This is a genomic window from Streptomyces sp. NPDC087440 (genome assembly GCF_044744005.1).
Taxonomy (GTDB): domain Bacteria; phylum Actinomycetota; class Actinomycetes; order Streptomycetales; family Streptomycetaceae; genus Streptomyces.
The window spans coordinates 92,960-105,537 of the sequence record NZ_JBIUXN010000005.1 but is presented as its reverse complement, the minus strand read 5'-3'; the positions used below and the strand labels follow the sequence as shown (position 1 = coordinate 105,537).

Genomic DNA, 12,578 nt, shown 5'->3' with positions numbered 1-12,578 from the left:
AGCCTCGGCGGCATGGCCGACCTCCTGCCGCCGCTGCTGATCACCTGCGGCCTCCTCGTGGCCGTCGCCGCGTTCGCCCTGCTGGCCCGGCATGTGCGCCGCCGGGGCACGGCCGGTACCGCCGTCGCCTCGGCGCTGGCCGCCTGGGAGGAGGCGTACCGGGTGACCTCGCACGAGGCGCACTGGGAGGTGAAGGCGCAGGCCGAGCGCCAGGCTCCGGTGCTGTCGCCCGACGGTCACTGGCAGCCGCGCGGGTACGGGGCGGGGCGGGCCGGTGGCAGGCCCGCGCGCCCGTCCCGGCTGCGCCGGCTGCTGCGGCGGAGCTGAAGCGTCCGAGCCGCGGGACGTCGTTCCGTACACCTGGATTCGCCGATTGGTCTGAACCAGTATGTGGAGGTGACGAACTCACCGAACGCGCAGCACCGTGGACACCGGCACCAGCTGCCCCTGAAGAGCGGGCCGAAGCCCGGCCGGCCCGCCTTGTGGGACCGGCCCTTCACGCTCTTCTTCGCCGCCCGCACCGTCTCTCAGCTCGGTGACGCCATGATGCCGGTGGCGGCCGCGCTCGCGGTCGGGGCCGTGTACGGGATATCGGGGGTCGGCCTCGTCCTGGGCACCTGGACGGGGACGTTCGTCGCGCTGGTGCTGTTCGGCGGGGTGCTCGCCGACCGGTTCGGGGCGCGCCGGATGATGGTCGGCGCGGATGCCGTGCGGGTCGTCACGCAGGGCGTGCTGGCTGTCGCGTTCTTCACCGGCACTCCCCCGTTCTGGCTGCTGGTGACCATGTCGGGGCTCGGCGGTGCGGCCGTCGCGATGTTCCTGCCGGGGATGAACGGCATGGTCCCGCTGATCGCCCGCGAGCCGCAGCGCGCCAACGCCACCCTCAAGGTGGCCGACGCGCTCGCGCACCTCGTCGGGCCCGCCCTCGCCGGTGTGCTCATCGCGCTGACCAACGCCGGGACGGTGTACGCCATCGACGCGGGCACCTTCGTGCTGAGCGCCCTGTGCCTGGGGTTCATCCGGCTCGCCCCGGGGGTCGCGGTCGCCGTGCGCGGCAGTTCGCTGCGCCGGGACCTGCGGCAGGGCTGGCAGGAGTTCCGGGCGCGCACCTGGATGTGGTCGGTCATCCTCATCTGGATGGTCTACGGGGTGCTGGTGTTCGGCCCGCTCGTGCCGCTCAGCTCGGGGCTGATCGGGTCCCGGCTCGGCCCGGACGCGTACGGTCTGGCGGTCTCCTTCCTGGGGGTCGGGACGGTGCTCGGCGGGCTGCTGGCGTTGCGGGTGCGCCCGCAGCGGCCACTGGCCGCCGGGGCGGTGGCGATGGCGCTCTACACCGTCCTGCCGCTGTGCGTGGCGCTGGACGCGGGGCTGCCGGTGCTGCTGACGGGGCACGTGCTCGGCGGCGGGGCGATGGCGTTCTGGTCGGTGATGTGGGCGACCAGCGTGCAGACCCACACCCCCGCCGCCGTCCTCAACCGGGTCTCCGCGTACGAGCTGGCGGGCTCGGTGTCGGGCATCGCGCTCGGTCAGATCCTCGCGGGGCCCGCGCTGGCGCTGGCCTCCCCGGCGCGGCTGCTGCTGGTGTCGGCGGGCGTGTGCCTGGTGGGCTGCGTGGCGCTGTTCGCGATCCCGGCGATACGTACGCTGCGGCGCGCGGCCGTGGGGGACGCCGCCACGGGGGACGGGGCGGCCCCGGCAGCGGGATGCCCCGCAGCGGGATGAACGTACACATCGCCCGGGGGTATTCGTTTCTCCACTCGGAGCTTCCACCGAAGTGCCCGCACGATGCCGCAGGTTCCTTGACCCGTCTGCCTGCGGCGACTTAATTTCGAACAGCCCAACAAAGGAACAGCTCAACCCCTGAGCCGTCGAGCCGAAAGGAGGCAACGTCGGATGACGATCCTCTCCGACCTGCATCGCCTCGCCCGGCGCACCGCCTGGGTTCCGGGTCGTGTGGCCCACGGCTGCTGAGGCAGCCCCTTCGCCGGCGCGACCCGACCGAGGGACCCGGCATTCTCTGATCTCCTGCCACTCGCCTGCGGCACAGCCCACGCCTCCCCGCGTACCGACTCGCGCTCCCCTATCCCGGGATGCGCCGTCGGGGGCTGACGCATTGCCGTAGGTTGCACCGCCAAGAAGAGAAAGCTCCCGAAATGCCCGCTACGGCGACCAGGTCGACTGTGCCCCAAAAAGAGGTTTTGCCATGGTAAGCGCGCGAATCACGGTCAACGGGAAGGAAACTCCCCTTGCCCCGGACGCACCCCACACCACAGTCCTCGACTTCCTGCGCGAGCGCGGCCTGACGGGGACCAAGGAGGGCTGCGCCGAGGGTGAATGCGGCGCCTGTTCCGTCCTGGTGGCCCGGCCCGGTGTCAACAAGCCCACCGACTGGGTGGCCGTCAACGCCTGCCTGGTCCCGGCCGCGGCGCTGGACGGCCAGGAGGTCGTCACCGCCGAGGGCCTCGCCACTCCGGGTGCGGACGGCACGCCCGCGACCCTGCACCCGGTGCAGGAGGAGATGGCGGTCCGCGGCGGCTCGCAGTGCGGTTACTGCACGCCCGGCTTCATCTGCAGCATGGCCTCGGAGTACTACCGGCCCGACCGCTGCTCGCACGGCGAGACCGGCGCGGAGGCGGCCGAGGCCGCGCACGCCGACGCCGAGCACGGCCCCAACGGCTTCGACCTGCACTCGCTGAGCGGCAACCTGTGCCGTTGTACGGGCTACCGCCCCATCCGCGACGCCGCGTACGCGGTCGGCGAGCCCGCCGAGGACGACCCCCTGGCCCAGCGCCGCGAGCAGGCCGCGCCGGAGCCGGTGGCCACCTCGTACACCCAGGGCGACAGCACGTTCCTGCGCCCCGCGACGCTCGACGAGGCCGTGCAGCTCCTGCGCGAGCGCCCCGAAGCGGTCCTGGTCGCCGGAAGCACCGACTACGGCGTCGAGGTCAACATCCGCTCCCGGCGCGACCAGTGCGTCGTCGCCATCGACCGCCTCCCCGAACTGCGGGAGCTGCGCGTCGAGTCGGAGTACCTGGAGATCGGGGCTGCGGTCACGCTCACCGAGATCGAGCGCCGCCTGGACGGGACCGTACCGCTGCTGGCGGAGCTGTTCCCGCAGTTCGCCTCGCGGCTCATCCGCAACAGCGCCACCCTCGGCGGCAACCTCGGAACGGGGTCCCCCATCGGCGACAGCCCGCCGGTGCTGCTCGCGCTGGACGCCTCCCTGGTGCTCGCCAGCGCCGACGGCGAGCGCGTGGTGCCCCTCGCGGACTACTTCACCGGCTACCGGCAGAGCGTGCGCCGCCCCGACGAGCTGATCCGCGCGGTGCGCATCCCGACGCCGCTGTCGCAGGTCACCGCCTTCCACAAGATCGCCAAGCGGCGCTTCGACGACATCTCCAGCGTCGCCGTCGCCTTCGCCGTGGACATCGAGGGCGGCATCGTCCGCAAGGCCCGCATCGGCCTCGGCGGCGTCGCCGCCACCCCGATCCGCTCGCTCGCCACGGAAGCCGCCCTGGAAGGCAGGCCCTGGACGCAGGAGACTGTTGATGCGGCCGCCCGCATCCTGCGCGGCGAGGGCACCCCGATGAGCGACCACCGTGCCAGCTCCCTCTACCGTTCCGCGATGCTCGGCACGAGCCTGAAGAAGCTGTACGCACAGACCACCGAGGCGGTTTCGTCATGAGCCAGCTGTCCGAACGCCCCGAAAAGCCGGTCGTCGGCGTCTCCATGCCGCACGAGAGCGCGTACCAGCACGTCACCGGCACCGCGCTCTACACCGACGACCTCGTGTACCGCACCAAGGACGTCCTGCACGCCTACCCGGTCCAGGTCATGAAGGCCCACGGCCGCATCACCGCCCTGCGCACCGAGCCCGCGCTCGCCGTGCCCGGCGTGGTCCGCGTCCTGACCGGCGCGGACGTCCCCGGCGAGAACGACGCCGGCATGAAGCACGACGAGCCGCTCTTCCCCGACGAGGTCATGTTCCACGGCCACGCCGTGGCGTGGGTGCTGGGCGAGACCCTGGAGGCGGCCCGTCTCGGCGCGGCAGCCGTGGAGGTCGAGCTCGACGAGAAGCCCGCGATCGTCACCGTGGCGGAGGCCATCGAGGCCGAGAGCTTCCACGGCGCCCGCCCGCACATGGAGACCGGTGACATCGACGCCGGTTTCGCGGACTCGGCGCACGTGTTCACCGGCGAGTTCACCTTCGCCGGGCAGGAGCACTTCTACCTGGAGACGCACGCGGCGCTGGCCATGGTGGACGAGGGCGGTCAGCTCTTCATCCAGTCCAGCACCCAGCACCCGTCCGAGACGCAAGAGATCGTCTCGCACGTCCTCGGCGTCCCGGCGCACGAGATCACCGTGCAGTGCCTGCGGATGGGCGGCGGCTTCGGCGGCAAGGAGATGCAGCCGCACGGCTTCGCGGCCGTCGCCGCGCTCGGCGCCAAGCTCACCGGCCGCCCGGTGCGCTTCCGCCTCAACCGCACCCAGGACCTCACCATGTCCGGCAAGCGGCACGGCTTCCACGCCTCGTGGAAGATCGGCTTCGACGCCTCGGGCCGCATCCAGGCCCTGGACGCCACGCTGACCGCCGACGGCGGCTGGAGCCTGGACCTCTCCGAGCCGGTGCTGGCACGTGCGCTGTGCCACATCGACAACACGTACTGGATTCCCAACGCCCGGGTCAACGGCCGGATCGCCAAGACCAACACGGTCTCCAACACCGCCTTCCGCGGCTTCGGCGGCCCGCAGGGCATGCTCGTCATCGAGGACATCCTCGGCCGGGTGGCCCCGCAGCTCGGCATGGACCCCATCGAGCTGCGCGAGCGCAACTTCTACCAGCCGGGCCAGGGCCAGACCACGCCGTACGGTCAGCTGGTCACCCAGGCCGACCGGATCTCCGCAGTCTGGGAGCAGGTCAAGGAGAACGGCAACCTCGCCGAACGCAGGCGGGAGGTCGCCGCATTCAACGCCGCGCACCCGCACACCAAGCGGGCCATCGCGCTGACCGCGATCAAGTTCGGCATCTCGTTCAACCTCACCGCCTTCAACCAGGGCGGCGCGCTGGTGCTGATCTACAAGGACGGCTCCGTCCTGATCAACCACGGCGGCACCGAGATGGGCCAGGGCCTGCACACCAAGATGATGCAGGTCGCGGCCACCACGCTGGGCATCCCGCTGCACAAGGTGCGGCTCGCCCCGACCCGTACGGACAAGGTGCCCAACACCTCCGCCACGGCGGCCAGCGCGGGCGCGGACCTCAACGGCGGCGCGATCAAGAACGCCTGCGAGCAGCTCCGCGACCGCCTGCACCAGGTGGCCGGAACCCAGCTCGGCGGCAACCCCTCCGACGTACGCATCGTGGAGGGCGTCGCCCGGGTCCTGGGCAGCGACAAGGAGCTGGCCTGGAACGACCTGGTGCGCACCGCGTACTTCCAGCGGGTCCAGCTCTCGGCGTCCGGCTTCTACCGGACCGAGGGGCTGCACTGGGACGCCCAGGCCTTCCGCGGCACGCCGTTCAAGTACTTCTCCAACGGGGCCGCCGCCACCGAGGTCGAGGTCGACGGCTTCACGGGCGCGTACAAGATCCGCCGGGTCGACATCGTGCACGACGTCGGCGACAGCCTCTCCCCGATGATCGACATCGGTCAGGTCGAGGGCGGCTTCGTACAGGGCGCGGGCTGGCTGACCCTGGAGGACCTGCGCTGGGACACCAGCGACGGACCGCACCGGGGCAGGCTCCAGACGCAGGCGGCGAGCACGTACAAGCTGCCGAGCTTCTCGGAGATGCCGGAGGAGTTCAACGTCACGCTGATGGAGAACGCCACGGAGGAGGGTGCGGTGTACGGCTCCAAGGCCGTCGGCGAGCCTCCGCTGATGCTGGCCTTCTCGGTACGTGAGGCACTGCGTCAGGCTGCTGCGGCGTTCGGCCCCGCCGGGGCGAGCGTCGAGCTGGCGTCCCCCGCGACGCCCGAAGCGGTGTTCTGGGCCATCGAGTCGACCCGTGAGGGCGACGAGGAAGGCACGGGAATCACCACCGGTACGACTGCTCTCAGCAATGCCTGACATGACCTGGGTGGCCGCGGTCGCGCGGTTGCGGGAACGCCGGGAGACCGGCGTCCTCGTGACCGTCGCGACCGTACGCGGCCACGCCCCCCGCAAGGCCGGGGCCAAGCTGGTCGTGGGGCGCGAGGAGGCGTGGGGTTCCATCGGCGGCGGCAACATCGAGGCCGTCGCGATCGACCGGGCCCGCGAGCTGATCGCGGCGCGGGGTGCGGAGCCGGAGCTGATGGACTTCGCCCTCAACGACAAGGTGTCGGGGCCGCACGGGGTGCAGTGCTGCGGCGGCGCGGTGACGGTGCTGCTGGAGCCGCTGCCGGTGGTTCCGGCGGTGGCGGTATTCGGGGTCGGGCATGTGGGGATGGAGCTGGCCCGGATTCTGGCGCGGCACGAGGTGGATCTGCATCTGATCGACACGCGGCCCGAGATGGTCTCGGCGGAGCGGCTCTCCGTGCTGTCGGACGCGGTGGCCCAGGTGCACGCGCACCACGTTCCGCTCCTCCCGGAGGAGGTGCTGGCGGAGCTGGCGCCCGGGACGCACGTGCTGATCATGACGCACGACCATGCGGAGGATGCCGCTCTGTGCGATGCGGCTCTGCGTACTCCTGGTCTTGGCTCGATCGGGCTGATCGGCTCGGCCGCCAAGTGGGCCCGTTTCCGCAAGCGGCTGGCGGATGAGGGTGGGCACGACGACATCACGATCGACCGGATCAAGACGCCGATCGGGCTGCCGGACATTACCGGCAAGGAGCCGGCGACGATTGCGGTGAGCGTGGCGGCCTCCCTGCTGCTGGCCTTTCAGGCGGAGCGCGGCTGAGGGGCTCCCTGGGGCGGGCCTCTCGTGTCCCGCACCCGGCGCCGGGGTGTTTTCGCCCCAGCCCCGCCCCTTCACCTAAAGCGCTCGGCCGCGCGGCTTGTGGTGGGTTGCTCGCGCAGTTCCCCGCGCCCCTGAAAGGGGCGCGGGGAACTGCGCAAAACCCCAGCCACGACCAGCCCCGCAGGGTTACGGGAAGGGGCGGGGAGGGGAGAAACCCGCCCCGGCACCGGGTGCCGACCCGATCTACCCGGGCCCCGCGCCCCAGCTCTCCGCACCGGGTGCCGATCCGACCACGCCCCGGCCGACCCCCACACTCGCCAGCAACCGCAGCCCCGCCTCCGACTCCGTCCCCGGTTCCGCGTGATACGTCACCAGCGACTGCTCATGGTCGTCCGGCAGCCGCAGCGTCTCGTACGACAGTGTCAGGTCTCCCACCACCGCATGCCGCATCCGTTTCACCCCGTGCCCCTTCTCCCGCACATCGTGCCTGGCCCACAGCGTGCGGAACTCCTCGCTCTTGACGGAGAGTTCACCGACCAGCGCGGAGAGCAGCGGGTCGTTCGGGTAGCAGCCCGCGTCCATCCGCAGGAAGCTCACCATGTCGGCCGCCTTCTGCTCCCAGTCCACGAACAGCTCGCGCGACGACGGGTTCAGGAAGCACAGCCTGGCCCAGTTCCGCTCCTCCGCAGGCAGCGCACCCCAGTCCCCGAACAGTGCCGCAGCCATCCGGTTCCAGCCCAGGATGTCGGACCTGCGGCCCACCACGTACGCCGGAACGCCGTCCATCGCGTCGACCAACTGGAGCAGCGCGGGGCGCACCCGCTGCGGTCGCGCGCCCCGCTTCTTCTTGTGGGCCTTGGGCTTGGCCAGGTGCAGGAGGTGGGAGTGCTCCGCGTCCGTGAGCCGCAGCGCGCGGGCGATCGCGTCCAGCACCTCGCCCGAGACGTTGCGGCCGTTCCCCTGCTCCAGGCGCGTGTAGTACGCAACCGACACCCCCGCCAGCTGCGCCAGCTCCTCGCGGCGCAGGCCCGGCACCCGGCGGTGACGGCCGAAGTTCGGCAGGCCGACGTCCTCCGGCTGGAGCCGCGCCCTGCGGGTGCGCAGGAACTCGCTCAGTTCGGCGCGGGTGTCCAGGGGCTCGGGAGAGAGTGCGGAGGCGTCCATGGTTTCCAGTATCCAGGGTCGTACGCACACCAGACTGTCCCCGCCAGTAGTAGGAACACTGGACGTAGGCAGAACGGTGACCTGGGTGAATGCCTTCGTGCCTGGCACGGTGGACGCATGACCACCGCACAGACCAGCACCAAGAACACGACCACCGTCTCCGCCTGGGCGGCTCCGTCCGCCAAGGCTCCCCTGGAGCGGACCACCATCGAGCGCCGCCCGGTGGGGGCGCACGACGTGCTCATCGACATCAAGTACGCCGGAATCTGCCACTCGGACATCCACCAGGCGCGCGACGGCTGGGGCGAGGGCATCTTCCCGATGGTCCCGGGCCACGAGATCGCCGGTGTCGTCACCGAGGTCGGCCCCGAGGTCACGAAGTTCGCCGTCGGCGACCGGGTGGGCGTCGGCTGCATGGTCGACTCCTGCCGCGAGTGCGAGAACTGCAAGGCAGGCCTGGAGCAGTACTGCGCCAAGGGCAACGTCGGAACGTACAACGCCCTCGACAAGAACGGCGAGCCCACCTACGGCGGCTACTCCACCCACATCGTCGTCGACGAGGCGTACACCGTGCGCATCCCCGAGGGCCTCGCCCTCGACGTCGCCGCGCCGCTCCTGTGCGCGGGCATCACCACCTACTCCCCGCTCGCCCACTGGAACGCCGGTCCCGGCAAGAAGGTCGCCGTCGTCGGCCTCGGCGGGCTCGGCCACATGGCCGTCAAGATCGCACACGCCATGGGCGCCGAGGTGACCGTCCTCTCGCAGACCCTGCGCAAGAAGGACGACGGCCTGAAGCTGGGCGCCGACCACTACTACGCGACCAGCGACGACGCCACGTTCGAGCAGCTCAGGGGCAGCTTCGACCTGATCGTCTCGACCGTCTCCGCGCCGCTGCCGCTGGACAAGTACCTCGGTCTGCTGCGCACGGACGGTGCGATGGTGAACGTCGGCGCCCCCGAGGAGCCGGTCTCCCTCAACCTCTTCTCCGTCATCGGCGGCCGCAAGACCCTCGCGGGCTCCGGCATCGGCGGCATCCGGGAGACCCAGGAGATGCTGGACTTCTGCGCCGAGCACGGCCTGGGCGCGGAGATCGAGCTGATCGACGCCGACAAGATCAACGAGGCGTACGAGCGGGTTCTGAACAGTGACGTGCGGTACCGCTTCGTGATCGACACGTCGACCATCTGAGCCGTACGAGCCGTACGAGCTGTCTGAGGCGTACGAGTCTGCCGCGCCCGGTCCCGGAAAGCCCCGGGGCCGGGCGCGGTGCTCATGGTGCGGGCAGGGCGGCCAGCTTCAGTTCCACCTCGTCCCCGTGCCGGGTCAACTCCCGGACCAGCCAGGAACGTTCACCGATGTCGTGCCCCGCGCCGGTCGTGTGCGCCGGTACGCGGAGGACCACCGGGCCCACGGGGCCGTCGACGCTCAGGTTCGCGTCGGCGACCGTACCGTCGGAGAAGTTCAGGTCCACCGCCACCGCCCACGGCCCGGCGACGAAGGCCTCCGCGTCGGGCAGGCCCTGGAGGCGGCAGCGCACCCCCGGGAAGAGGTGCGTGTACCCGCAGACCGCCGGGAACGTTTCCGCCGCGTCCTGCTGCGCCGTGTCCCGCTGCTCGGACATGAGAGACCTCCGGGGGAATCCGTGGGGACGGAGTAGGGGGAAGATCGCGATCCTCCCCCATACTGCCGCCCCTCCCCTCAGACGTTGCGGATCAGCGCGACCAGGTCCTTGCGGCCCGAGACGGCGATCAGGGTGGTGTCGTCGGCGGTGGCCTGGCCCAGGCTGGTGCGGGCCGCCCGTACGGCCAGCACCACCGGGTTGGTCGCGCCGCCGGGCTCGCTCTCCTTGTCGTGGAACTTCTTCGGGTTCAGGTAGTCGTACGTGTCGTCCCGCCGGCGCCGCGCGGCGATGGCCTCCTCCACGCGGCGGACGTCGCGGGCGGCGGTGTAGTCGGCCTGCGAGATCTTCGCCCAGACGTCCTCGCCGCCGGTGACGAAGTAGTGGTTGGGCGAGCCGTTGGGGTTCAGGGCGCTGTTGTCGACCAGGTAGGTGCGGCCCGACGCGACCGTCAGGGACTTGCCGAACAGTGACTTCCAGTCGCCCTTCGCCTTCGCCAGCAGCTTTTCGACCTGCTCGCCGACCTCGATGCCCTCGGCGACGATCGTCGCGTCGTCGACGTTCGAGTGCAGGAGGCTGTTGATGGTCCCGGCGACCGTGCTGGTCGCGCAGTGCCGGTAGGAGTGGCGTTGCAGGGACATGTCCAGCCGGAGGGGTGTGCTGCCCTCGACGTTGACGGTGAGGACGGCTCCGGTGATCGATGCAGTGGCCATGGGAACTGCTCCCTCGCGGGCCTGCGCCGGGTCCTCTGCCGGGCCCGACGACTACTGCCGCCCCACACTGGCACTCCTGGCCGACGCCGTGAACACCCCGCGCGGGCCCGGTGTCAGGACGGCCGAGGGGACTGCGCACAACGATGTACGTCCGTTTCGTCACCCCGGATGACGCGTGCCGGGACCACCGCCGCGAGCCTGGAAGTGGGGCCGAGCTTCCGTTCCCCCTTCTCCCCTCCATCCTTCGCGGAAGGAAACGTCATGCTGCGACACTCCACGCGTACGGCATCGGCTCTGCTCGCCGCCCTCCTCGCCGGAACCGGAACCGGAGCCGGGACGGCCGTCGCCCTGCCTCCCGCGTCGGCTGCCGCTCCCCCACCCCCCGACCTGCGCGCCGACGTGAACCAGGACGGCCGCGTCGACCTGACCGGCGACTCCGACGAGCCCGGTGAGGACCAGTGGCGGCCGGGCCGTGGCGCGGTGTTCCTGCCGAACCTGGACGACGACGGCCGCCGCTGCCGGGTCACCGCCGCCGACCTGGACCGCGTCGACCCGGCCGTGGACGAGCGGCTCGCCGCCTGCCACGACGCCGCCGACGAGCGGGTCGACGGGGAGCGCGACGCCCAGGACCTGGCCCCGCTGCGGGTGCGCCCGATGCGGGTGGCCGACGACGCCACCGGCCGCGTCGGGATTCCGGCCGCCCAGGCCCCGTACGTACGCCTCTTTGTCCGGCGTGGCGGCCAACTGGAGTCACTGAAAGGCGATCTGACGGCCCGTGAGTTGCGGGCCGGGGTGGAACTCGCCGTCGAGGGGCGGGACGTGGTGCGCGATCCGCGCCGCTGGAACGGCGAAGTGGACTTCACTCTGACGGTACGTCAGCAGGGTGTCCCGGCGGCTTCCGACCGGGTGCGGATGCGGGTCGCGCCCGTCCTCGTACAGCACGATCTCCAGCGGGCCCAGGCGGTGTTCGCGGCCGCGCCCGGACCCGGCAGCGGGATCGTGCCGAAGTGGATCGGGGCGCGCTACCGACCGACGGAGTGGCAGCCCTTCGCCGATTCGCTGCGCAGGGCCGCCGAGCGGGCCGGGCTGCCGCGCGCCAAGGTGACGTTCGCGCCCGGGACTGCGCAGTGGTGGCGGGACATCTGGCGGCAGGACATGGTCGAGCCCGCCACGGTGAGCATGCCGGTTCCGGGCGGCGTGCACCGGATGCGGATCCTGCTGCGGGCGCCCGTGGTGTGGCCCGCGAGCGCGTTGGGTCCCAGCACGCTGAGCCGTTCGGCGCGGCTGCTCTTCCGGGAGCTGCGCGGCCCGGACGTGGGCGTGGTCCAGCAGTTCACCCGCGCCCGCCCCGAGAACGTCAGCGACCTCCAGAACTTCGCCGGGAACTTCGAGTCCGTACCCCCCTACCCCGGGCACCCGCAGGGCCGCATCGTCTACGGCACCAGCGCGAAGCGGGCGCCCGACCCGTCGTTCGTGCGGATGCTCGCCGCGCAGGGGCAGCAGGACCCGATCGCGATCGACACCTCCTGGCTGCTGGTGGGGCACACGGACGAGACGGTCCATGTCGTACGGTCCGACAGCGCCCGCGGCTGGACCCTGATGGTCTCCGACCCCCGGCTGGCGACGCGCCTGCTGCGCGAGGCCTCCGCGCGGGGCGAGGGCGGCCGCCGTCTCTTCGAGGGGACGACCGCCGAGAACCGTCCGACGGTGGACGCGGCGCTCGGCGACGCGAAGTTCCTCGCCGGGAACGAGAAGGCCGCCCGTCGCATCGACGACCAGGTCGCCGTTCTCGCGCGGGAAACCGGCCTGCCCGCCGGTGAGGTGGTGCGCGTACCCGTCCTGTACTCCTGGGGGAACTACGACCCCTCGGCCCCCGAGGAGCGCGCCATCGCCTTCTCCCCGGGCCTCGCCAACGGGCTGTCCCTCACCGCGCGGGACTACGCGGCCCCGGACCCGCACGGCCCTCGCGTGGGCGGCACGGACCTGTTCCGTACGGCGACGGAGCGCGCCCTGCGCCGCCAGGGCGTGCGCGTGAGCTGGGTGGAGAACTTCAGGTGGGCCCACCTGGCGGGCGGCGAGGTCCACTGCGCGACCAACGCCCTGCGCGACACCTCGGGGGGCGTGCCGTGGTGGCGGGGCACGGCCACCCGGCCGTGAGGTCGGCGGGTCCCTCGTGGGCGGCAGCCGCTTCCCCTCGCCGTGTCCG

General features: G+C 71.7%; 10 protein-coding genes. 7 read left to right on the top strand and 3 right to left on the bottom strand.

Going from position 1 to position 12,578, the window contains the following annotated elements; all coding sequences use genetic code 11:
• Window positions 1–12: 12 nt before the first annotated feature.
• From ACIO3O_RS13350 to xdhC, 5 genes are all read left to right on the top strand, one after another.
• On the top strand, window positions 13–327 hold the full coding sequence (locus tag ACIO3O_RS13350) for a hypothetical protein (RefSeq protein ID WP_401744990.1): 315 nt from the start codon (window positions 13–15) through the stop codon (window positions 325–327).
• A 69-nt stretch (window positions 328–396) separates the two neighbouring features.
• Complete coding sequence (locus ACIO3O_RS13345; protein ID WP_401744989.1) at window positions 397–1,722, top strand: MFS transporter; 1,326 nt, start codon at window positions 397–399, stop codon at window positions 1,720–1,722.
• A gap of 481 nt (window positions 1,723–2,203) precedes the next feature.
• Entirely contained in the window at window positions 2,204–3,685 is a 1,482-nt protein-coding gene (locus tag ACIO3O_RS13340) for a xanthine dehydrogenase small subunit (RefSeq protein WP_401744988.1), read from the top strand.
• A complete protein-coding gene (xdhB, locus tag ACIO3O_RS13335; RefSeq protein ID WP_401744987.1) occupies window positions 3,682–6,066 on the top strand; it encodes a xanthine dehydrogenase molybdopterin binding subunit in 2,385 nt (794 codons plus the stop codon). The genes ACIO3O_RS13340 and xdhB overlap by 4 nt, the downstream gene beginning before the upstream one ends.
• 1 nt (window position 6,067) lies before the next feature.
• On the top strand, window positions 6,068–6,877 hold the full coding sequence (xdhC, locus tag ACIO3O_RS13330) for a xanthine dehydrogenase accessory protein XdhC (protein ID WP_401744986.1): 810 nt from the start codon (window positions 6,068–6,070) through the stop codon (window positions 6,875–6,877).
• Between the two features lie 243 nt (window positions 6,878–7,120).
• Here the strand turns inward: xdhC and ACIO3O_RS13325 are convergent, their stop codons facing one another.
• Window positions 7,121–8,041 (bottom strand): helix-turn-helix domain-containing protein, encoded by a 921-nt coding sequence (locus ACIO3O_RS13325; protein WP_401744985.1) that lies wholly within the window; start codon window positions 8,039–8,041, stop codon window positions 7,121–7,123.
• 117 nt (window positions 8,042–8,158) lie between these two features.
• Here ACIO3O_RS13325 and ACIO3O_RS13320 point away from each other — a divergent pair, with 117 nt between their 5' ends.
• Window positions 8,159–9,229, top strand: coding sequence for an NAD(P)-dependent alcohol dehydrogenase (locus tag ACIO3O_RS13320; protein ID WP_401744984.1), 1,071 nt, complete (start codon window positions 8,159–8,161; stop codon window positions 9,227–9,229).
• Between the two features lie 82 nt (window positions 9,230–9,311).
• Here the strand turns inward: ACIO3O_RS13320 and ACIO3O_RS13315 are convergent, their stop codons facing one another.
• Both ACIO3O_RS13315 and ACIO3O_RS13310 read right to left on the bottom strand, forming a co-directional pair.
• The gene (locus tag ACIO3O_RS13315; protein WP_401744983.1) at window positions 9,312–9,662 is read right to left on the bottom strand and encodes a hypothetical protein; all 351 of its coding nucleotides are present in this window, start codon (window positions 9,660–9,662) and stop codon (window positions 9,312–9,314) included.
• Between the two features lie 77 nt (window positions 9,663–9,739).
• Window positions 9,740–10,372: a hypothetical protein gene (locus ACIO3O_RS13310; protein ID WP_401744982.1), complete on the bottom strand. Its 633-nt coding sequence runs from the start codon at window positions 10,370–10,372 to the stop codon at window positions 9,740–9,742.
• Between the two features lie 261 nt (window positions 10,373–10,633).
• On the opposite strand from ACIO3O_RS13310, the gene ACIO3O_RS13305 reads away from it, so the two are divergent.
• A complete protein-coding gene (locus ACIO3O_RS13305) occupies window positions 10,634–12,529 on the top strand; it encodes a protein-arginine deiminase family protein (RefSeq protein ID WP_401744981.1) in 1,896 nt (631 codons plus the stop codon).
• Window positions 12,530–12,578: the final 49 nt, after the last annotated feature.